At 70.0% G+C, this 20,862-nt stretch carries 21 protein-coding genes and 3 pseudogenes; 14 read left to right on the plus strand and 10 right to left on the minus strand.

Features of this window, described 5'->3' with window-relative positions:
* The first annotated feature begins 5 nt into the window (after positions 1-5).
* Complete coding sequence (locus ACFOYX_RS04070) at positions 6-761, plus strand: class I SAM-dependent methyltransferase (protein ID WP_322439557.1); 756 nt, start codon at positions 6-8, stop codon at positions 759-761.
* Between the two features lie 293 nt (positions 762-1,054).
* Here ACFOYX_RS04070 and ACFOYX_RS04075 read toward each other — a convergent pair whose 3' ends face one another.
* The 5 genes and pseudogenes from ACFOYX_RS04075 to ACFOYX_RS04095 all read right to left on the minus strand — a co-directional run bounded on the left by ACFOYX_RS04075 (position 1,055) and on the right by ACFOYX_RS04095 (position 4,692).
* Positions 1,055-1,675 (minus strand): TMEM175 family protein, encoded by a 621-nt coding sequence (locus ACFOYX_RS04075; RefSeq protein ID WP_322439558.1) that lies wholly within the window; start codon positions 1,673-1,675, stop codon positions 1,055-1,057.
* A 162-nt stretch (positions 1,676-1,837) separates the two neighbouring features.
* Positions 1,838-2,273: pseudogene (locus ACFOYX_RS04080) on the minus strand (winged helix-turn-helix transcriptional regulator).
* Between the two features lie 127 nt (positions 2,274-2,400).
* Positions 2,401-3,018, minus strand: a complete 618-nt coding sequence (locus ACFOYX_RS04085) for a response regulator transcription factor (RefSeq protein WP_322439560.1) — start codon at positions 3,016-3,018, stop codon at positions 2,401-2,403.
* Positions 3,015-4,193 (minus strand): histidine kinase, encoded by a 1,179-nt coding sequence (locus tag ACFOYX_RS04090; RefSeq protein ID WP_322439561.1) that lies wholly within the window; start codon positions 4,191-4,193, stop codon positions 3,015-3,017. The genes ACFOYX_RS04085 and ACFOYX_RS04090 overlap by 4 nt, the downstream gene beginning before the upstream one ends.
* 10 nt (positions 4,194-4,203) lie before the next feature.
* Positions 4,204-4,692 carry a hypothetical protein gene (locus tag ACFOYX_RS04095; protein ID WP_322439562.1) on the minus strand — a complete coding sequence of 163 codons (489 nt, stop codon included), beginning with the start codon at positions 4,690-4,692 and terminating at the stop codon, positions 4,204-4,206.
* Positions 4,693-4,809: 117 nt separating this feature from the next.
* Here ACFOYX_RS04095 and ACFOYX_RS04100 point away from each other — a divergent pair, with 117 nt between their 5' ends.
* The 4 genes and pseudogenes from ACFOYX_RS04100 to ACFOYX_RS04115 form a co-directional block, all read left to right on the plus strand.
* Positions 4,810-5,697, plus strand: coding sequence for an ABC transporter ATP-binding protein (locus tag ACFOYX_RS04100; RefSeq protein WP_322439563.1), 888 nt, complete (start codon positions 4,810-4,812; stop codon positions 5,695-5,697).
* Between the two features lie 5 nt (positions 5,698-5,702).
* A complete protein-coding gene (locus tag ACFOYX_RS04105) occupies positions 5,703-6,665 on the plus strand; it encodes an ABC transporter permease subunit (protein ID WP_322439564.1) in 963 nt (320 codons plus the stop codon).
* Positions 6,638-6,745, plus strand: a pseudogene (locus ACFOYX_RS04110) (hypothetical protein); the annotation flags it as partial. The gene ACFOYX_RS04105 and the pseudogene ACFOYX_RS04110, both read left to right, overlap by 28 nt.
* Before the next feature lie 71 nt (positions 6,746-6,816).
* A pseudogene (locus ACFOYX_RS04115) lies at positions 6,817-7,271 on the plus strand (integrase core domain-containing protein); the annotation flags it as partial.
* Here ACFOYX_RS04115 and ACFOYX_RS04120 read toward each other — a convergent pair.
* Positions 7,212-7,343 carry a hypothetical protein gene (locus ACFOYX_RS04120; RefSeq protein ID WP_322439565.1) on the minus strand — a complete coding sequence of 44 codons (132 nt, stop codon included), beginning with the start codon at positions 7,341-7,343 and terminating at the stop codon, positions 7,212-7,214. The pseudogene ACFOYX_RS04115 and the gene ACFOYX_RS04120 overlap by 60 nt on opposite strands.
* A 51-nt stretch (positions 7,344-7,394) precedes the next feature.
* Between ACFOYX_RS04120 and ACFOYX_RS04125 the strand changes: the two genes are divergently transcribed.
* Complete coding sequence (locus ACFOYX_RS04125; RefSeq protein ID WP_322439566.1) at positions 7,395-8,066, plus strand: DNA alkylation repair protein; 672 nt, start codon at positions 7,395-7,397, stop codon at positions 8,064-8,066.
* Positions 8,067-8,353: 287 nt separating this feature from the next.
* Positions 8,354-8,953, plus strand: coding sequence for a hypothetical protein (locus ACFOYX_RS04130; RefSeq protein ID WP_322439567.1), 600 nt, complete (start codon positions 8,354-8,356; stop codon positions 8,951-8,953).
* 535 nt (positions 8,954-9,488) lie between these two features.
* Here the strand turns inward: ACFOYX_RS04130 and ACFOYX_RS04135 are convergent.
* Positions 9,489-10,412, minus strand: a complete 924-nt coding sequence (locus tag ACFOYX_RS04135; protein ID WP_322439568.1) for a ketopantoate reductase family protein — start codon at positions 10,410-10,412, stop codon at positions 9,489-9,491.
* Positions 10,413-10,498: 86 nt separating this feature from the next.
* On the opposite strand from ACFOYX_RS04135, the gene ACFOYX_RS04140 reads away from it, so the two are divergent.
* The 4 genes from ACFOYX_RS04140 to ACFOYX_RS04155 all read left to right on the plus strand — a co-directional run bounded on the left by ACFOYX_RS04140 (position 10,499) and on the right by ACFOYX_RS04155 (position 14,137).
* Positions 10,499-11,062 carry a CGNR zinc finger domain-containing protein gene (locus ACFOYX_RS04140; RefSeq protein WP_377533813.1) on the plus strand — a complete coding sequence of 188 codons (564 nt, stop codon included), beginning with the start codon at positions 10,499-10,501 and terminating at the stop codon, positions 11,060-11,062.
* A 94-nt stretch (positions 11,063-11,156) separates the two neighbouring features.
* A complete protein-coding gene (locus ACFOYX_RS04145) occupies positions 11,157-11,645 on the plus strand; it encodes a hypothetical protein (protein WP_322439570.1) in 489 nt (162 codons plus the stop codon).
* Positions 11,618-12,505 carry a hypothetical protein gene (locus tag ACFOYX_RS04150; RefSeq protein ID WP_322439571.1) on the plus strand — a complete coding sequence of 296 codons (888 nt, stop codon included), beginning with the start codon at positions 11,618-11,620 and terminating at the stop codon, positions 12,503-12,505. The genes ACFOYX_RS04145 and ACFOYX_RS04150 overlap by 28 nt, the downstream gene beginning before the upstream one ends.
* Positions 12,506-12,691: 186 nt before the next feature.
* On the plus strand, positions 12,692-14,137 hold the full coding sequence (locus ACFOYX_RS04155) for a SagB family peptide dehydrogenase (RefSeq protein ID WP_322439572.1): 1,446 nt from the start codon (positions 12,692-12,694) through the stop codon (positions 14,135-14,137).
* Between the two features lie 355 nt (positions 14,138-14,492).
* Here the strand turns inward: ACFOYX_RS04155 and ACFOYX_RS04160 are convergent, their stop codons facing one another.
* Both ACFOYX_RS04160 and ACFOYX_RS04165 read right to left on the minus strand, forming a co-directional pair.
* Positions 14,493-15,542, minus strand: a complete 1,050-nt coding sequence (locus ACFOYX_RS04160; protein WP_322439573.1) for an FAD-dependent oxidoreductase — start codon at positions 15,540-15,542, stop codon at positions 14,493-14,495.
* Between the two features lie 388 nt (positions 15,543-15,930).
* Positions 15,931-16,830, minus strand: coding sequence for an alpha/beta hydrolase (locus tag ACFOYX_RS04165; protein WP_322439574.1), 900 nt, complete (start codon positions 16,828-16,830; stop codon positions 15,931-15,933).
* Positions 16,831-16,915: 85 nt separating this feature from the next.
* On the opposite strand from ACFOYX_RS04165, the gene ACFOYX_RS04170 reads away from it, so the two are divergent.
* Entirely contained in the window at positions 16,916-17,671 is a 756-nt protein-coding gene (locus ACFOYX_RS04170; protein ID WP_322439575.1) for a PIG-L deacetylase family protein, read from the plus strand.
* A gap of 361 nt (positions 17,672-18,032) precedes the next feature.
* Here the strand turns inward: ACFOYX_RS04170 and ACFOYX_RS04175 are convergent, their stop codons facing one another.
* Positions 18,033-18,380 carry a MerR family transcriptional regulator gene (locus ACFOYX_RS04175; protein WP_322439576.1) on the minus strand — a complete coding sequence of 116 codons (348 nt, stop codon included), beginning with the start codon at positions 18,378-18,380 and terminating at the stop codon, positions 18,033-18,035.
* Between the two features lie 116 nt (positions 18,381-18,496).
* Here ACFOYX_RS04175 and ACFOYX_RS04180 point away from each other — a divergent pair, with 116 nt between their 5' ends.
* Both ACFOYX_RS04180 and ACFOYX_RS04185 read left to right on the plus strand, forming a co-directional pair.
* Complete coding sequence (locus tag ACFOYX_RS04180; protein WP_322439577.1) at positions 18,497-19,207, plus strand: SDR family oxidoreductase; 711 nt, start codon at positions 18,497-18,499, stop codon at positions 19,205-19,207.
* 132 nt (positions 19,208-19,339) lie between these two features.
* Positions 19,340-20,512, plus strand: coding sequence for an FUSC family protein (locus ACFOYX_RS04185; protein WP_322439578.1), 1,173 nt, complete (start codon positions 19,340-19,342; stop codon positions 20,510-20,512).
* Positions 20,513-20,862: the final 350 nt, after the last annotated feature.

A 20,862-nucleotide genomic window follows, 5' to 3' on the forward strand; every position in this document is an offset into this window, starting at 1 on the left:
TGCCCGTGACGAGCAGCGACCTTTGGGACGAGGACACCGCGGAGCGGTACGACGACATCTCGGCCGAGATGTTTGCACCCCACGTGCTCGACCCCGCCGTGGACTTCCTCGCACGGCTGGCGGGTTCCGGCCCCGCGCTGGAGCTCGCGATCGGCACGGGCCGGGTGGCGATCCCGCTCGCCGCCCGAGGCATCTCCGTGACCGGGATCGAGCTGTCGCAGCCGATGGCCGACCGGCTGCGGCGCAAGGTGCCCGCGGAGGACTTGCCGGTCGTCATCGGTGACATGGCCACGACGACCGTCCCCGGCCAGTTCTCGCTCGTGTACGTCGTGTGGAACAGCATCGGCAACCTGTGCACCCAGGACGAGCAGGTGCGGTGCTTCCGCAACGCCGCCCGGCACCTGTCGCCGGGGGGTCGCTTCGTCGTCGAGCTGTGGGTGCCGGGCATCCGGTGGTTCCCCCCGGGGCAGTCGGCGGTGCCGTTCGAGGTGACCGACCGGCACGTCGGCTTCGACACCTACGACATGGTCACGCAGCAGGGGACCTCTCACCACTACCGGCGGCTGGACGATGGGAGCACGCGCTACGGCTACAGCAACTTCCGCTACATCTGGCCCGCCGAGTGCGACCTCATGGCGCGGCTGGCCGGCTTGACGCTGGAGCAGCGTGTGGCGGACTGGGACGGGGCGCCCTTCACGTCCGACAGCGAGAGCCACGTGTCGGTCTGGCGCAAGCCACTCGACGCCTCTGATGAGGCCTAGCCGGGGTCATCGGCTTGTCCACCGGCCTAGCTCCACTGCGCCCAGGTACGGCGCGATGTGCTTGCCGAGCAGCCATCGGTAGAGCGCCGCAGTCCGGGGGCGCAGGCTCGGCTGCTGGGTGATCCACCGCTCCACATGGTCCCCAGCGTGATCCGCGCCCGCTCAAGGCCAATCCACTCACCGCGCATCATCTGCGCTTCGACCATTGACCGGTACACAGCAACCCGTGATGGACGCTGCCTGTGCCGTCTCACTTGCCGGACCTGCCCAGAGCAAGATCTACGGCTGGAGTACTAGCGAGGGGTCGTGATGCCGGTGTAGAGGGGTACGGCGAGAAAGAGCGCAAACGCGATCCAAGGGGAGACGTACCCGAGTAGGCCCCCACCGAGAAAGAGCGCGGTGCCGATCAGTGCCTTGGTCCGCTCCTGCCGGAGGTACTTGCCGCCGCCCGCATGGATCAACTCGGGGTGCCGGACGGCGTACTGGTAGAAGATCCACGCGCTGATTAGCATCAGGGCGCCGACGAGGGCATAGAGGGCGATTGCGGTCTGGATGTCGCCCTGATTGCCCGCCTTCAGGAATCGGGCGACCACGGCGGTCGGAAAGGGTACCAGCGCTGAGCTGAACAATATGGCGAGGTTGGCCCAGTTCAGCGGCGGGCTGGTCGCCCGGATGCGCTCGAACACGTAGCGATGTGCCAGCCAGATCGCTGCCAGGTTGAGGAACGACGTGGCGTACGCCAGGTACGCCGGCCATTCTTCGAGCAGCCCCCGCAACAGGTGGCCGGGTCTGATCTGGGGCGGCTTCAGGTCGAGCACGAGCAGGGTGATGATGATGGCGAGCACCGCGTCGCTGAACGTCTCTGTTCGCTCGACACTCCTGGCTGAACGCGCCTCGTCTTCTGCCGCACCCAATCCTGATCTCCCATCCCAACCACCCGCCGACTGCTGTGGCCGGATTTCGCCACCTCGCTCAACGAGTGAGGCAGGTCCTGGACGTCGAGCCGTCGGGCTCGGCGCCGACGTCCAGACCGGATGGGAGTAGATCCGGCGCGCGCCTGTCCAGCGCTGGTCGCATCACTGGTCCGCCTTCATTCGAAAGCCTGGGCCAGGTGCGGCTTGGGTGTCGTTCGCCTGGACGTGGTGATCGTGCTCGCATCGGACCTGCACGGAGAGTTGGGCGCCGCACCTGTCGTGGCGGGTGATGATGGCCGGGCCCGCCGAGTCGGCGCGGTATCGGTCGCCCCACTGCATCAGTCCTAGCACTGCCGGCGCCAGATCGGTCCCCTTGGGTGTGATCACGTACCGGAGTCGGCTGCGAAAGCCTGCCTCCTGGTATGGCTCGGTGGACAGGATGCCGTGCTCGACGAGCTTGCGGAGCCGCTCAGCGAGCAGATTGCGGGGGCATCCCAAAGATGCGTTCGAAGTCGCTGAAGCGGGCTGCGCCGTACCAGACCTCTCGAAGGATCAGCAGGGTCCACTTCTCACCCAGCATGTCAACACCAGCGTCCATGCACCTACGTTGGGTGACGCGGTTGGCGGCAGATCCGGATACTGAGACGGACACCAGGTCCGTTCCCGAGTGGAGGTCCGTCGGGCAGTTCCCATCCGTCCGCGCGATGCCGCTGCTTGTCTGCCGTTCAAGCGGTTTCGACGATCCGGTGCTCCCAGGCCCAGACGGCGATCTCGGTGCGGTTGCGTAGGCGGAGTTTCGTCTGGATGGTCGAGACGTGGCTTTTGACCGTACTCAGGGAGATGAACAGCTCGGCCCCGATCTCCAGGTTGGTGCGGCCGCGTGCGATCTCCCGGACCACCTCGATTTCGCGTTCCGACAACGACGGCAGCGACTTGTCGGGTTCTGGTTTCGGCGTGGTCAGGTGGCGTAGCAGCCGTACGGTGATCGACGGGGAGACGAGCGCATCGCCGTTGTGGGCGGCGCGTACCGCCTCGACGAGCAGGGCCGGGCCGGCGTCCTTGAGGATGAAGCCGGCCGCGCCGCCGCGTAGCGCGCCGTACACGTATTCGTCGAGGTCGAACGTGGTGACCACGATGACCCGCATCGGGTTGGGTACGCGGGGCCCGGCCAATGCCCGGGTCACTTCGATGCCGTCGAGCCGGGGCATCCGGATGTCCACCAGGCAGACGTCGGGACGCAATTGGCGGGCCTGCGCGATCGCGTCGACACCGTCTGACGCCTCGGCGATGACGCTGATGTCCGGCTGGTCTTCGAGGATGAGCTTCAGGCCGCTACGGATCATCGCCTGGTCGTCGGCGAGCAGGACGCGGATCGTCCTCGTGACAGTCCATCGTGGATAGGCAGGGTGGCCAGGACCGACCAGCCGGCGTCGGGGCGGGGACCGGTGTGCAGCGTACCGCCGAGGGTTTCGACGCGTTCGCGCATGCCGATGAGGCCGTACCCGCCGCGGGGAAAGGCGCGGGCGGGGCCCGGCGGCGCGTCGTCGACCACTTCGACCGTGACGCCAGCGGGGTTCTGGTCGACGGTGACGGTGACGCCGTGGGCGTGCGGCGCGTGGCGGGCCACGTTCGTCAGCGCCTCCCGGACGATCCGGTACACGGTGCTGGTCACCTCCGGCGGCCATGCCGCGCTCTCGTCGGGTACCCGTAGGCGCACCGGCGGGCCTTGCCGGTTGAAGCGCTCGACGAGTACGCCGAGCTGTTCCGGCCCGGCCGAGGCGGGCGGCGCGTCCTCAACGTCGCGTAGCAGCCCGACCACGCCGCGCATGGCGCGCAGCGCCTCGGTGCCGGCGGCCTCGATCCCGGTCAGCGACCCTGCCACCTGCCCCGGGTTCTTACGCGCGACGACGTGGGCGGCCTGCGCCTGGATCAGCATGCCGGTGATGTGATGGGCCACCACGTCGTGCAGTTCCCGGGCCAGCTCCAGCCGCTCGTCCCGGCGTACTTTCTCCGCGGTGGCCGCCGCCCGGTCGTCCAGCAGCCGCAGCGCCAGCCCGACCCCGACCGCGCCGAGCCAGGCCGCGGCGTTCATCGCCACGACCCCCGAGGCGCCCGAGGACTGCGGCCGGGCGGCGAGATAGGCGCCGCCGACCACCGCGAGCCCTCCGGCGGCGAGCGCACCAGCAGGTACGGCAGGCAGCGCGCGCACCGCCGACCCGACGAGTACGGCGAGCGCCAGCGCCATGGCCGGTCCCGGCTCGGTCGGGAGGTGGAACACCCGGGCCGCCGCGATGGCCAGTCCAGCGGTCCCGAGACCGGCGACAGCCGCCCACGCCCGCTGCCGCCGCCGTACCAGCGTCAACACACAGACCACGACGGCGGCCGCACCGCCCGCGAGCCAGTACCGGGCGCCCCACGTCTGCGCGATCGCAACGGCCTCAATGCCGATCGCGGCGAGGAAGACCACGGCGAGTCCCGCCGTGGCCGCGACCCCGAACAGCCGGTCCCAGATGCTCACCCTGTTCAAGCTACGAGGCCCGCCCGGCCGCACGCAGGGCGATCCCAAGCGCCACGGCAACCAACCAGGTGACCGTGTTCACGACGGTCACCACGGTGAAGCCCGCCGCGTCCGGAAGCGCGGTCAGCCAGGTGCCCACCACCACCGTGAACCCGCCGGCCGCAACGGCCGCGGCGCGCGGTCCCGGCAGCGTCCGGATCCCCGAGCCGACGAGTACGGCAAGCGCCAGCGCGGTGACCGGTCCAGGCTCCTGCGGCAGGTCGGCGACCCGGGCCACCACGATCGCCACCGCCGCGACCGCGAGTCCCCCCGCCACCGGCCAGGTCCGCTGCGGCCCGCGCAGCAGCGCGAGCAGCCCTGCAACCACCCCGGCCACGAAGTCGAACAACCAATTGAGCCCGCCCCAACTGTCCGCGATCAGATACGCCGTGAGCCCGAGCCCGGTGACGAAGACCAGCCCCAGTACCGCGTTCATTGCCGTTCGGTGTGTCGTGTTCATGCCGAGGACGCTAGGAAATCGCCGGCTCGCGCGAACCGGTCAAAAGTAGGGTCGTCTGCGCACCAGCCCCTGCTTTGGACCGATGCCCGGCGCGCCCGCCGTTCGCAGGATGAGCCTATGGAAACACCACTCGTACTGCACGCCGAGCGGCTGACCAAACGGTACGGCCGCCGCACGGCATTGACTGACTGTGACCTGATGATCCCGCGCGGGCATGTCGTCGGGCTTGTCGGCCCGAACGGCGCCGGTAAGTCCACACTCCTCCAGCTAGCCTGCGGCCTGCTCGCACCGACTGCGGGTACGTTGTCCGTCCTCGGGTCCAGACCGGCAGCCAACGCGGCGCACCTGGCCCGGGTCGGCTTCGTCGCCCAGGACACTCCGGTGTACGCCTCGTTCAGCATCGCCGACCACCTGAGGATGGGTGCCTGGCTGAACCCGTCCTGGGACCCGGCGCTGGCCAAGCGGCGCATCGCCGAGGTCGGCCTCGACCCGGCGCAGAAGGCGGGCCGGCTGTCCGGCGGCCAGCGCGCGCAGCTCGCGTTGGCCATCGCCGCTGCGAAACGACCCGAGCTGCTCATTTTCGACGAACCGGCCGCCGCGCTGGATCCCCTGGCGCGCAAAGGCTTCATGCGCGGTCTCGTGGAGTTCGTGGGCGAACTCGGCGCCAGTGCCGTGCTCTCCTCGCACCTGTTGAGCGATGTCGAGCAGGTCTGTGACTACCTCGTCGTACTCTGCGACTCGCGCATCCAGATCGCCGGTCCGGTACGGGATCTGCTCGCCTCGCACCACAGGATCGCTGGCGATCCGGCCAGGATGGCCGCCGCGGTCGAGGTTATCTGGGCGGAGCGTGGCCGCGCCCTGGTCCGGGGCGATGCGGCGGCACGGGACGGTGCCGCGGCGCGGGACGCCGAGCCGGTCACGCTGGAGGAACTGGTCCTCGCCTACATGTCGCGGGCCGCCGGAGCGGGTGCCGCGCCCCGCGCGAGTGCGGCGGTGGCGCGATGATCAGGATGAGCTTGCGGCAGTTCCGTATCCAGGCGCTCGTCGGAGCGTTCCTGTTGGTCCTGACCGCCATCTACCTGGTGCGCCTCGGCGGGGACATCCGTGCCGTGCGCGACACATCCCAGCTTCCGAGCCAGTACGGGCAGACGATGCTGTTCCTCGCCGCCGGTTTCGGTCTGGTACCCGCGCTCGTCGGTGCGTTCTGGGGCGCGCCGCTCATCGCTCGGGAACTGGAGACCGGTACCCATCGGCTGGTGTGGAACCAAAGTGTGCCCCGCCGCCGCTGGCTCGCGGTCAAGCTGACGGTCCTCGGCCTTGCCAGCATGGCCGTCGCCGGTACGCTCAGCGCGCTGTTGACGTGGGCAGCGGTTCCGGTCGACCAGGTGGCCGGCGACCGGTTCAGCGCGATCCTGTTCGGCGCGCGTGGTGTCGCGCCAATCGGGTACGCCGTCTTCGGCTTCACGCTCGGCGCCGTCACCGGGCTGCTGGTACGCCGCACCCTGCCGGCGATGGCGATGGTGTTCCTAGCCGTGATCGCGGTGCAGGTCGCCGTACCGAACCTGCTGCGACCGAACTACATGCCCGCCGAGCGGGTCACCGTATCGATGAGTGCCGACACCATCAACCAGGCCCGGGCGCTGGGCAGCATCACCGGCGGGCCGGTCGTCAAAGGGGTAGAGATACCGGACGCCTGGGTCACGAACACCAGCAGGCTCTTGACACCTGACGGCCGGCAGCTGTCCGACGCCGCCTTTGACGAGTGTTTCAACAACGCCCCGAAGACTGGTGCCACCGGCAGGTTCGGTGACACTGCGGTGTGTCTCGGCAAGCTCGACCTCCACGTCGACATGGCCTACCAGCCCAACGGGCGCTTCTGGCCCTTCCAATGGATCGAACTGGCGTTGCATCTCGGTATCAGCGCGCTGCTCGCGGCGGTCGGCCTGTGGCGCGTCCAGCGCCGGGTCAGCTAGCCCGCGCCGAGCGCACTACTTTCGGCAGATTCGGTACCGGCTACAAATGGCTGGCCCGCTGGCGGGCCGAGGGTGAGGCCGGTCTACGCGACCGGCCCAGCGTCGCCCGCCGGCTGCCCGGCAAGACCCCGGCAACGATTGAAGCGGCCGCGTCGGCTTCGACTACGTCCACCGCGCCATCGACGACCACACCCGCCTCGCCGACGCCGAAATCCACCCCGACGAGAAAGCCGACACCTGTGCCGGCTTCCTGCGCCGCGCCGCCGATCACGTCGCCGCCCACGGCATCAGCCGCATCGAACAGGTCATCACCGACAACGCCTGACCTACCGCCGCGCAGGCGCCTGGCGCGACGCCCTGGCCGCCCTCGGCACCCACGCCCGCTTCACCCGCCGCTACCGGCCCCAGACCAACGGCAAAGCCGAACGCTTCAACCGGACCCTGTGCGACGAATGGGCCTACGCCCAGCCGTTCACCAGCAACCAGCACCGCGCCGACGCCCTACCTTCCTGGCTACACACCTACAATCACCACCGCAGCCACACCTCACCCGGCGGCCAACCACCCATCAGCCGCATCAACAACGGTGCCGGGCAATACATCTAGCCGCTGACCGCGCGACTTTATCGAATAGCGGATAGTGGCCTTGACCATGCGCTTGCTGATCACCTGGTTCACCCGTGCTTTCCTCGTAGGCTGAATCTCACACGTGATGGTCAGGAGGCTGAGGTGGCCGAGACGACGGTGGCCGAGGTGATGGCCGAGCTGGCCGAGCTTGAGGACCCGAAGACACGCGAGGTGAACGAGAAACACGGTGACGATCACGGTGTGAACCTCAGCAAACTGCGTGCGCTCGCGAAGCGGCTGAGGACGCAGCAGGAACTCGCGTGTCAGCTCTGGGAGACGGATGACACCGCGGCGAGACTGCTGGCGATCCTGATCTGCCGCCCGAAGGCGTTCGAGCGTGACGAGTTGGACGTCATGTTGCGCGAAGCACGCACCCCCAAGGTGCACGACTGGCTCGTGAACTACGTGGTGAAAAAGAACCCGCACTCCGAACAGCTGCGCCTGGCCTGGTCCGCCGATCCGGATCCAGTGGTCGCGAGTGCCGGCTGGGCGCTGACCACCGAACGCGTGGCCAAGAAGCCCGAGGGCCTCGACCTCGCAGGACTGCTCGACGTCATCGAGTCGGAGATGAAAGACGCCCCGGACCGCCTGCAGTGGGCGATGAACCACTGCCTGGCTCAGATCGGGATCGAGCACGCCGAGCACCGCGCCCGTGCAATCGACATCGGTGAGCGCCTGAAGGTGCTCAAGGACTACCCGACTCCCCCGAACTGCACGTCTCCCTTCGCGCCCATCTGGATCAGCGAGATGGTGCGCCGACAGCACGACAAGTAGGAAGGGTTCCTGCCCACGCTCGTGCCGCTCCCCTCAGAACGCGGCAACACGATCGACAGAAGCGGGCTATCGAGGCGAAGCGCAACGCACACGGAGACGCACCCTTGCAAACATCCGCTTCTGCCGCTGCCAGAGGCGTTCGCGAGCGGCTTTCACGTGCGATCCCTCGGCAGTGATCGTGGACTCTCGGAGCCATTGGGGAATTTCGTGAGCATTGCCACAAACTCCTTCTGTTCCCACAGGTCGAACTCGTTAGAGTCAGCCCCCTGAAGATCAGGAGGTGCACGATGTTGATGAAGCGAGGCAGGACCCGTCGTTCGGCCGAGATGGCCGCGGCGATGGCAGCGGTGCTGCTCACCGGGTCGGCCTGCGGCAGTGGCGGGCAGCAGGCGGATGCTGGGGTTGCCTGGGAAGCGCCAACGTCGAGCGCGCCGCAAGTCAGCGCACCGGCTCGGCTCGCGGAGATCACCTCTGCTTGCAAGCTGCTGCCCGCCGAAATAACCGTGAAGGTGCTCGGCGGATCCGCCGACACGAAGCTGAGCGCCAAGGAACAGCCGGTCGACGAGACCGATACAAGGCGCAGGTACTCCTGTGCCTACGGCCGCGAGGGCCAGGAAGCACTCTCCTTCATTGTGCAGGTCAACCCGGATCGGGCCGACACCGTGCGAGAGTCGATCGACGCCATCGCCAACGGGAGCGGCGCGAAGACGACCAGGATCAAAGATCTTGGCACGGACGCCGTTACCTATGAGAGCGACGGCGCTCGGGTGCTGGCCGTCGCCGTGCCCTACGAAAAGGAGCTGCGACTGCTGTTGTTCACCGGCCCAACGATCGTGCCGCAAAGCAAGTTCACCGAACTCGCCCAGCACGTCATCCCCCAGATCTGAGTGCCGGTCGCCGCTCGGACACAACACACATCTCGCATCCGGGCAACGGCTAGCGGTTGCTGCATGAGGGATGGGGCGACGCAAGCGAAGTAGCTGGCACCTCAAGGATTTGCTGATGGAAAGAGAAGCGCCTCCACTAGCGGTAGCCGTAGGGGGTCCACGCAAAGGTCGAGCATGGAGGGCTTCAGCGAGGGTGGCTCGGTTGTCGGAGCGGGTCCGGTCATTTGCGCCGGGGATCCGCCGCTCGCCGTGCCCTGGTTGCGGATCGGTACGGCGGCGCCAGTCATAAGGGCCGGCAGGATCTCGACCTTGGCACGCAGGCGATGCCCCGAGGCTATGGACGGCGACGCCGCCGATCAGGCTCGTGAGGGCGTACCGGCCAGGTAGGCGCAGGACACCCGTACTCCGAACCGTTGGATGGCGCTGCTCTGCGCCCCAGCACCGCCACAGACAGCATCATTGGCGCGACGTCTGACCCCCTAGCGAGGGGCGACAGACGTAGGCCAAGCGGCGGCTGAGCCTGGATGACAGCACACTATCCGCAGCTGAGGCGCTGTTCGTGCACGCGCAGAGCCACCGTCGTGGCGTCCAGCAGAGGAGTGGGTACGCCGAGCGCACGGGCCCGCGCCGTGAGGTCGCCGAAGATCTGCTCGGCCTCGGTCGGCTGCCTGGCGATCAGATCCCGGTAGAGCGAGGCGGTGTCGGCCGAACCGGGCCGGGTCACGAAGGCCTGGACGTTGTCGAGGACCTGCTTCGGCACCGGATACCCGGCCGCTGCGGCGACGGCCGCGGCCTCGGCTGCGATCTGCGGGCCGAGGCGGTCGCCTCCGGGGACTGCCACGGCGTCGCCCACCGAACCGCGTACCAGGGCGTTGAGGGCGCCGAGCGTGCTGATGAAGACCCACTTGTGCCACATGGCTCCGCGGATGTCCGGCGAGACGGAGAAGTCGAAGCCCGCGTCGGACAGCACCTCAGCGATCTGCTCGACGCGCTGCGACGTGCCACCCTGCTGTTCGCCGATGAGGATATCGGCCAGGGTGCCCAGCCGGACGATGTCACCCTCGGCGTCGAGCGTGGTGAGGACGCGGACTACGCCGCCGAGCACGGCGTCCACGTCGAACCGCTCGTTCAGCGCGTCCATGTGGGCCATGCCATTCAAGAACGGGATCACCGTGGTACGCGGGCCGACCGCAGCGGCGACGTCGTCGATCGCCGCCGGCAGCGCGGTGGCCTTCACCGAGACGAGAACGACGTCGTAATGCCCGTCGATCTCGGCGGCGGTCAGGAGCCGTGGCATGAGCACGGTCTCGGTCCCCAGGCCGGTGATTCGCAGCCCGCGCTCGCGGAGCACGTCGGCGCGCTTGGGTCGGACGAGGAAGGTGACGTCCCGGCCGGCCTGCTGGAGCTGGGCGCCGAAGTAGCCTCCGGTCGCGCCCGCCCCGACGACAAGAATCCTCATGCGTCGAGACGTTACTAGTCGAGCCGGTAACTCAACAGCGCGCGTGGAGTGATCTGTGATACCGGTTGAACCGGTATCATCGAGCGGTGTTTCAGGATGAGGCGGCCTTCCGGTTCGTCGGCGGGCGGGTTTCGGTCGACTTCACCGCGACCCACGGCCTGCGGTGGCGCGACCCCAGCGTCGAACGCATCCCTGCCCCGGCCGACCTCGCGCGCTGGTTCATCGAGGCGGGTCTGGCCGACATCACCGTGCCGGTTTCCGCCTCGACCCTCCGCAGCGCCCGTGACTTGCGCGAAGCCCTCTACCGGCTGATGCGTGGCCGGGTCTTCCAGGAACCGCTGGACCGGCGAGCCATCGATGTGGTGAACCGCTGGGCGGCCAAGGCGCCACCCGCGGTCCGGCTCACGGCGGACGGCTTGGCGAAACGTCTCGTGGAACCCACCGCCGGCGGGCTGCTGGCGTCCGTGGCTCGCGACGGCGTCGACCTGCTCGCCGGCCCCCACGCCAACCGCCTGCGGAAATGCTCCAGCGACACGTGCACGCTGCTATACCTGGACACCTCGCGGGCTAGCAGCCGCCGTTGGTGCTCCATGGAGGTCTGCGGCAGCCGCGACAAAATGGCCCGCTACCGCCAGCGCGCCGCCGTGTGACCCCACTTCGGCACGTTAGAGGTGAGGCGACGCCGCCCAGTCGTTGGCGGTGCCAGTGGCGTGTGGTGCAAGATCACCGAAAAACGTCGACTATGTGAGCCAGCACGGCACCCATGCGCCGCCGGCGTTCATGAGCGCACCGCGCGCCCGGGGCGTGACCCTGCTGGTGTGGCCCGTAGCGTCCTGGCTCGATTCCACCGTGGTCCTCCGGCTGTTCCTCACCGTTACCGCGGCGGCGTCGCTCGGGCTGGCGTTCTGGGTGTGGTCGCGGGTGTCCCGGCGGCCCGGCGCCGCCGCGATCGCCGCCGGGCTGTACGCAAGCCTCTGGACCGCCCTGTTCTACGCGAACGCCGCAATGCCCAACCACTACACGGCGATGGCGGCGGTGGCGGCGGTGGCGGCGGTGGCGGCGGTCGGATGTTTCCTGCTGGCCACGGCCGAGCCAGCCCGGCCCGGGGCGTACCTCGGGCTCGTCGCCGCCCTCGCCGTGGCCGCCCTGATGCGTCCGGCCGACGCCTTCTGGCTCGGGCCCCGCTGCTCGCCGCCGCCGTCGCGGTGCCCGCGTTCCGGCGGTGGCGGCTGACCGCGGCGGTGGTCGCAGGCCTCGCGCTGGGCGGCGCACCGTGGGCGGTCGAGGCCGAGCTGCGCTACGGCGGGCTCCTGGAACGCATCTGTCAGGCCGGTCAGGTGCAGGGCGGCACGAAGCTGCAGTTCTCCCTCGGGCACGTGATCAGCACCCTGGACGGGCCGATCCTGTGCCGCCCGTGCGACAGCCCCGTGCGGTGGCCGGCGGTGCTGTGGTGGCTGGCGCTGGCGGTGCTGGTGCCACTGGCTGTCCGGGCGGCTCACTTGGCGGGCATGGCACGGACGGCATGGCTGCCATTCGTGGTCGCCGCCGCCATGGCCTTCCCGTACCTGTTCCTGATCGGATACTCCGCACCCCGGTTCCTGCTGCCGGCCTACGCCGTTGCTCTGGTCTGCGCCATCCCGGGGCTCGCCGCATTGTTCTCCACGGCCGTCGGTCAGTGGCGGCGGGTCGTTGCCGCCGTGGTTGCGTTGGGCTTCGCCGGCCACCTCGCCATCCAGGCCGGCATCCTGCACCACGTCGTGACGGAGCAGGTCCGCAGCCGCGGCGACTGGGCCCGCCTCGTCCAGACCCTGCGGTCGCACGGGGTGCGACCGCCGTGCGTGATCTCCGGCCACGAGGCCATCCCGATCGCCTACTACGCGGGTTGCCGTGCGCTGGAGGACCGGGGATACAACCGCAACGCGAGCATCGCGCAGCTGCGGCACGCCGCGGCGACCGGACGCTTCGCCCTGCTGGTCGAGGGCTCCGCCCCGCCCGACTGGGCCAAGGACTGGCACCGGATTCCGGTGCCGAACCTCACCACCTCCGGCTGGGAGGTGTGCCTGCCGCAGCGCCCGGCGACAGCACCGAGATAAGACGGCTGCGCGGCGGGTGCGGGCCGCGGACGGCTGCCGCGCCCGGCACCGCGCTCGTTCGGGCATACGCCGGGCGCCGGCGGGTATGCCCGGCGGATGTGCACCGGCGAGGTGACCCGGCTCTACCACCACCAAACGAACCAATGTCGCGGCGGCCGGCCGCCGGGTGTCCCGGGGTTCGTCCCAATGGACCCGAGCAACCGGCCCCAGCCCTTCAAACGCCATCTCGGGGCGCCGATGCACCCCCTGCCCCGCGACCTGCCGCCGACCGGGGCGCCGGCCGCGGCGACCCTGTCCGGACGGGTACCGCCGAGCGACCCGACCATCGACGGCGAACTCCTCGCCCGACTGCTGTTCTACTCGGCCGGCGTCACCCGAACCGCCGGAGACAACCTCTGGTTCAGGGCCGCCCCCTCCGCCGGCAATCTTCACCCCCTCGAGATGTACGCGGTGGCCGGCGAGGTGGCCGGGCTCGACGCCGGGCTGTACCACTTCGCGCCGGAGGTGTTCGGCCTGGAGGTACTCGCGGCCGGGGACCACCGCCGGGCGCTGGCCGACGCCACCGCCGACCCAGACGTCGCGGCCAGCCCGCTCGCCCTCGTCGTCACCGGCCTCCCGTGGCGCACCGCGTGGAAGTACGCCGAACGGGGCTGGCGGCACGTCTACTGGGACGCCGGGACAATGCTGGCGAATCTGCTCGCCGTCGCCGAAGGCCACGGGCTACCGGCGCGGGTACGGCTAGGCTTCGTCGACGCCGCCGTGTCTCGCCTGCTCGGCGTCGACGGCGTGACGGAGGTCCCGGTGGCGGTGATCACCTGCGGCCGGCCCGCCGCGACCGCCGCCGCCGAGCCGGTCGAGCTACCTCCGCCGCCGTTCCCGCCGACGCCGCTCTCCCCCGCGCCGGTCGACTTCCCGCTGGTCAACCGGGTGCAGCAGGCCGGTGAGCTCACCACGGGCGACGACGTGACCGGCTGGCGGGCGGCCGCCGTCGCGGGCCTGCCCCGCGCCACCGACACCGTCGATGCACCGGTTGGGGCCGGCAGCGAGCCGATCGAGTCGGTCATCCTGCGCCGCGGCTCCACCCGGCGCATGCGCCGCCAACTCGCCCCCGCCGAGCTGCTGCACTGGGCGATGGCGGCGGCGACCCGAGCGGTCCCCGCCGACGCGATCCCGACCGGGACCACCCTGCTCTCCCACGAGGTCGCAGTCCACGCGGTGCACGGCACGGAGCCGGGCCTGTACCAGCAGGTCGACGGCCCGCCGCAGCTGCGCCGGCCGGCGCCGGATCCCAAGGTTCGAACATTGAGCCAGGGGCTCTGCCTCGACCAGCCGCTCGGCGGCGACTCGGCGTACACCGACTTCGCCTGCGCCGATCTCGACCAGGTGCTCGGCGGGTACGGCGAGCGCGGGTACCGGGTCGCCCAGTTCGAGGCGGAGGTGGCCGCCGGCCGCCTGCAACTGGCCGCCTTCACCCTCGGTCACGGCGGCACCGGCCTGACCTTCTGCGACCAGGACGTCTCGGATGCGTTCGACACCCGTGCGGCCTGCATGCTCGCCATCGCCATCGGGCTACCCGCCTACCGGCCGAAGCCGGGCGGCGCGCCCGGCCGGCCCCGGCGGATCACCCGCTGACGGGTCCCGCTGGTGCTGGCTGTCCCGGCCCAGACGGTGGATCATGTACTAAGTTGTGACCGAGGATCGATCGACACTAACCGATTCCCAACGCGGATGGCGGCTTCTCGGTGCCATCCCGCTCGGCTGACAGCCACTCTGCTTGGGCCTGACACGCCCGACCGGGTTGCCCGAGCATCCGACGACGAGACCGACTCGGCGGCCTCCACCACGAATAACAACGACGCGCGCTTGACCTGCCCGGACGGTGTTTTCGGCACCTACAGGGCTTGTGTCGGGCGCCTGCCCGAACGCGCGCAGGTCCAGTCCGTCGCCAGCCGCACCTGTCCTTGACGGATCCACCGTCGCCGTTCGGTCAGGCCGGGGCGGGCGCCAGAAGCGCGCGCAGCTCGCGGACCGCTGCCCGCCCGGCGCGGTTCGCGCCGACTGTGCTCGCGGACGGCCCGTAGCCGACCAGGTGGATCCGGGGGTCGGCGACCACCCGGGTGCCGTCCACGACGATGCCGCCGCGGGGCCCTCGCAGCCGCAGCGGGGCCAGGTGGTCGAGCGCCGGGCGGAAGCCGGTGCACCAGAGGATGACGTCCACGTCCTGTGCCGCGCCGTCGCGCCACTGGACGCCGTCGGGGACGATCCGGTCGAACATCGGCCGGCGTAGGAGGAGACCGCGTTCCCGGGCTTCGAGCAGCTGCGGTGTCCACGACAGCTCGCTGGCGCTGGCGATGCTTCCCGGGGGCAGTCCGGCCCGTACCCGTGCCTCCACCTTGGCGACCACCTCGCGTCCGTAGTCCGGGCTGAACGGCCCGTCCCGGAACACCGGCGGCCGGCGGGTGACCCAGGTCGTCGTCGCCGCGACGTCGGCGATCTCGACCAGGAGCTGCACGGCCGACGTTCCGCCCCCGACGACAACCACCCGCTTCCCGGCGAACTCCGCCGGCCCCCGGTAGTGGGCGGTGTGCAGCTGCCGCCCGCGGAACGTTTCCTGTCCCGGGTAGTACGGCACGAACGGCCTGGTCCACGTTCCAGTGGCGTTGATCAGTGCCCGGGTGATCCAGGTGCTGTTGTCGGATTCGACCAGGAGTCGTCCGTCGCGAGCGTTCCGGACGGCCGTAACGGCGACTGGCCGCTGCACGTCGATGCCGAATTCCCTCTCAAAGGCGGCGAAATAGGCCGGCACCGCGTCAGCGGCTGGTTCGTCCAGCGGCGGAGGCGTGAAGCGCATGCCGGGCAGGTCGAAGATCCCATGCACGGTCGCCATGCGCAGCGTCGGCCACCGATGCTGCCACGCCCCGCCGGGTGCCGGGTTGGCGTCCAGGACGGCCAAGTCAAGACCGGAGGAGCGCAGGTGGTACGCGCTGGACAGCCCCGCCTGTCCGGCCCCGATAACCACCACATCCGTCTCCGGCATGTGCCGGACAACGTCTCAGGCTCACCCGGGCCTACCCACGGGCGATGGATGTCACACCGCCCGTACGTACCCGCCAACCCGGCCCTGGCCCTGCCCGGTTCTCGGCGGCGACTCGGCGGCCGACGTCGTCCACCGCCGTGGGCGATCCTCGTCCAGGTTGGTGAGCCCACAGTGAGCCCAGGCGGCAACAGCCCGAGAAACGATCAAGGCCGCTCACCTGAGTAACGCCAGGTCAACGGCCCTTTTGCTTCTACTCTGATTGGTGTCCGAGGATCGACACGAACCGGTTTCCAACCCGGGCTGCGCCTTCGCGGCGCCATCCCACTCGACTGATCTTCGCTTGACCTGCCCGGATAGGGTTTTCGACACCCGCAATGTCCGCACCCTTTCACCAACGGTTCAGCGCGGCGGTCAACTGGGCCAGGGCGATATGGGCGGCGTCGAACAGGGCAAGTTTTCGCGGGAAGTTGTGGATGAGCCCCTGGTACCGGGTCGCGGTGACGGGAACGCCGGCCGCCAGCAGCCTGGCCGCGTACCGTTCACCCTCGGCGGACAACAGGTCGAGCTCGGCGGTGATGACCACGGCGGGGGGCAGGCCGGTGAGGTCGGCCCGCAGCGGGTCCAGATCCGGCTGGGTACGGTCCACGCCGGGTGGGGCGAACGCGTCCCAGAAGAACCGCATCTCCTCCCGGTCGAGGCCGTACTCGTCCAGGGGCGGATAGTCGGCCGCGGGGTCGATGACCGGGCAGATGAGGATCTGTCCCGCAAGACGGATGCCCGCATCCCGGGCGCGCCGAGCGGTCACCGCCGCCAGGTGCCCTCCCGAGGAGTCACCGGCCACCGTTATCCGGGCCGGGTCGAGGCCGTGCCGAGCCGCCCCGGGCCCGCGCAGCCAGGTGAGCGCGCGCGCCATGTCGTCCACCGCGGCCGGGTACGGATCCTCGGGGGCGAGCCGGTAGTCCACGGAGAGCACGGCCCAGCCGGACGCGGCCGCCAGGTGCCGGCACAGCCCGTCGTGGGTGTCCACGCTGCCCATCACCCAGCCCCCGCCGTGGGCATGAAGGACCACCGGCATCGCGTCGTGATCGCCGTCGCGGTAGAGGCGGGCGGGCACGCCGCCGGCGTCGACGGTCACCACGGACCGGATCGCCGGTCCGCTGCCCACCTCGGCCGGAGTCGCCTGGACCATGCTGAGCCGTGCCGCCGGCAGGGTCGCCCGGGTGAGCGGGACACGCTGCTGGACCTGCATCGCCGCCCGCGCCTGCGGGTGCAGCCGGCTGGGATCCACCCGCTCATTATCGCCTGCTGGACGGATGTCAGTGTTGCCGACACGGCCGGTGACTGATCGGCGGCAGGCGGATACGGTGTGGACCGTGGACGAGCTTCTACCGGCACTGCCGGAGGACTGGGACCGCTGCCTCGCGGTGGTCGCACACCCGGACGACATCGAGTACGGCGCGGCCTCGGCGATCGCCCGCTGGACCGCGCAGGGCAAGCAGGTCACCTACCTGCTGGCCACCCGGGGCGAGGCAGGAATCGACGCCATGGACCCGAACCAGGCCGCGCCGTTGCGCGAGGAGGAGCAGCGCGCCGCGGGCCGGGAGGTCGGCGTGGAGGTCGTGGAGTTCCTCGACCACCGCGATGGCGTCGTCGAGTACGGTCCAGGCCTGCGCCGCGACATCGCGCGGGCGATCCGCCGGCACCGTCCCGACGTCATCGTCTCGGGCGCTTTCACCGTCCGCATGGTGGGCGGTATGACCAACCAGGCCGACCACCGGGCGGTGGGACTGGCCACGCTGGACGCCGCCCGGGACGCGGGCAACCGGTGGATCTTCCCAGAACTGGTGGACGAGGGGCTACCGCCCTGGGGCGGCGTGCGCTACGTCTGCTTCGCCGGTGCCGAGCGCCCCACGCACGGCGTGGACGTCACCGGCGCGCCGCTGCAGCGCGGTATCGCCTCGCTAGCTGCGCACGCCGAGTACACCAGTGGCCTGGGCGTGGCCGGCCCCGAACCCGGGCCGTTCCTCACCTGGGCGGCCCGCCAGGGCGGGCCGGCGCTGGGCGTGGAGGCGGCGGTCCTGTTCGACGTGCACACCCTCACCTTCGAGGGCCCACCACCCTGGCTTTGAGCCCTGCCAGCACTCTCCGGCGAGCCTGTCGGGCGACGAGTCAGGTCACGTCAGCGGATCAGGTCAGTCCGGACACCGCTACGGGTTACGACCCAAGGGTGCGTCCCGGGATCGCTGCCCGCGATCCCGGGACGGTCCGTCAGACACCGGCGGGCTCGCGCTCCTCGGCCGGCGTGTTGCGCGGTAGCAACCTCGCCAGCGTCGGTCCGGCGACCAACAGGACGGCCAGGGCGAGCACGACGAGCGCGATCGGGTGGGAGAGGACGATCAGCAGGTCACCGTCGCCCAGGGCCGACGTCTGGGTGAGCGCCTTCTCGAAGAGGGGTCCGATGACCTGAGCGTGAGACCTGTCGCGGGCGGGTCAGCGATGGTGGTCGTGAGCGGCCGCGATGATCTCGTCGAGCCGGTCGCGGGTAGCGGACAGGTCGCGTACCTGGGCGTCGATGCGGGCGCGCTCCTTTTCGAGACGCTCGATTATCGCGCTGGTGGCGATCCCGATGTGGACGCACGGAAGCAGCTCGACGACCGCCTTGCTGGAAAGGCCAGCGGCGAAGAGCGCCTGGATCCAGCGCACCCGCTCGACCGCGTCCTCGCTGTAGTGCCGCTGCCCGCTCGGGCTGCGCTGTGAGCTGAGCAGGCCGTGCTCCTCGTAGTAACGCAGCGCCCGGGTGCTCACGCCCGCCGCGGCCGCCACCTCGCCGATACGCACTGTTCCCCTCCTCACACCAGACTTGCCCTTGACGCCAACGTCAGGTTCTAGCGTATATCGCGTCCCGGTCCTGGGGCCCCGCCGAGCCCGCCGGGCTGACTCATGGAGGAATTCCCGTGCAAATCGAAGGATCCGTCGCCCTCGTTACCGGCGCGAACCGCGGCATCGGCCGCGCTCTCGCTCAAGAACTCGTCGACCGGGGCGCGTCCAAGGTCTACGCCGCAGCACGCCACCCCGAACAGATCGATCTTCCCGGCGTCGTACCGCTCAGGCTCGACATCACCACCCCGGAGCAGGTCGCCGAAGCCGCCCGCGTCGCGTCCGATACGACGTTGCTCATCAACAACGCGGGCGTAACCACGTACGCGCCCCTGGTGACCGGAGACCTGAGCGACATCCGCCGGGAAATGGACACCAACTACCTCGGGACACTGTCGGTCGTGCGGGCGTTCGCGCCAGTGCTCGCGGCCAACGGTGGCGGCGCAATCCTCAACGTGCTGTCGGTCATGGCGTGGCTCGGATACGAGCACTCCAACGGCTACGGCGCGTCGAAGGCTGCGCTGTGGGCACTCACCAACGGCGTCCGGGTCGAGCTGGCCTCGCAGGGCACACAGGTGACAGGGCTGGTGCTGGCCAGCACGGACACCGACATGATGGCAGGCTTTGACGTGCCCAAGAACCGACCCGAGGATGTCGCCCGGGCTGCCCTCGACGGGGTCGATGCCGGTCGGCTCGAGGTCCTCGCCGACGCCGACAGCGTCGCCCTGAAGGCCGCGCTGTCGCGGGACCCGTCCGAGACCTACCCGAAGGTGGTGGGAGCCGCGTGAGCTCACGAAGGCGAGGAATACATTCAGACCGGTGCCATCGCGCGTGCGAGTCGCTCTGATGCCGAGCTGCCCGCTGACGACAAACCCGCTGAGCCCTGGGATTCGGAAGAAACGAGCGGGGTAACTCCGGTCATGGGCGCTGATCGGGACGACCGGCCCGGCCCCGACACCATTACCGAGCAGGCCAAGGACATGACGGCGCGGGCCCGACGCCGCGGTGGTGAGGCCGGCAGGCTACGGCTGCGACACCTCGAGATCATCCTGGTCGTCGCCGTCCAGTGCGGGCTCGCTGCTGCGCTGTCCTGGGCGATCGCCCACGAGGTGCTGGACAGGCCAGCGCCGGTCTTCGCGCCGAGCGCGGCGGTCGGCACGATCGTCGCCGCCCTCGGGCAGCGTGCCAAACGTACGTTCGAACTGATGCTCGGCGTCGGGCTGGGCCTGTTACTCAGCGATCTTCTGGTGCTCTACATCGGGTTCGGGCCCTGGCAGATCGGCTTGGTGGTGACGCTGGCCATCGCCGTCGCACTGCTGCTGACCGGACGAAGTGGCGCGGTGGTGGCCCAGGCCGGCAGTACCGCGGTACTGATCGCCACGCTGTCACCGACCTCACGAGACCTCGAATTGCCCCGGATCCTCGACGCCGTGGTGGGCAGCGTCGTGGGGCTGGTGGTAGGCGCCCTTCTGCTGCCAATCAACCCGATGCGCGTTCTCGACCGCACCGCCGCACCGGTAGTCGAAACGCTCGGCGCGCAGCTTCGGGAGATCGCACACGCACTGAGACAGCGCGACCCGGACCGCGCGATGCGGGCACTCGACCAACTCCGCGGCATGGAACCCGACCTCGCCCGGCTGCACGAGGCACTGGCTGGTGCCAAGGAGGTGGTGACCATCTCGCCGCCGCGCTGGCGTCGCCGACAGGATGTGGAGCGTTACCGGCGTGGCATGCAGCACTTTGACCGGGTGGCGCTCGAGTGCCGGGAGCTGGTCCGCTGGGCCACCACCAGCCTGCAGTACGACGAGCCAGCACCGGAGGAACTCATTGCCGCCCTGGAGCGGCTCGCCCAGGCGGTCCAGCTACTGCATCAGGAAACCCGGCGGGGCCAGCCACCGGAGCAGACACGCCAGGCGGTCCTGGACGCCGCACGCCTGGCCGGCCAGGCCCGCGCACGAGGCCTGAACTCGTACGGCGACGCGATGGTGACCCAGCTCCGCACGGCCGCGAGTGACCTCCTTCGAGCGAGCGGGTACGAGCCGGAGACGGCCAACCGGATGGTGCGCGAGGCAGCACAGGGGGGCTCCGCATAGCCTGACCCGGTGTCGGGGTGACATTGCCGCTGTCCCGCGATACCGCGCTGCTCGTGCTCGGCTTCGCCCTCGCCACCTAGCGCAGCGAACTCGCGGCTCTGGACATGGCCATGGCCTTTCACCTCCGACGGCCCGCAGGTCATCGTGTCCCCCGCCAAGACCAACCGCGACTCCAACGGCCGGACCGTCACTCGCCCCTACGGCATCCACCCGCACAGCTGCCGGGTGCGCACGGCACGGACGTGGCCCTCATGCTGGCCGACCACGGCCGCACCAGCGGGCGGCTACTGGTCCTCATCGACTACCGCGACCGCCTCGGTGTTTGCCCACCGGCCGCGGCAGCCCCGACG

The sequence above is a fragment of the Micromonospora sp. GCM10011541 genome (genome assembly GCF_042650725.1).
GTDB lineage: Bacteria > Actinomycetota > Actinomycetes > Mycobacteriales > Micromonosporaceae > Micromonospora > Micromonospora sicca.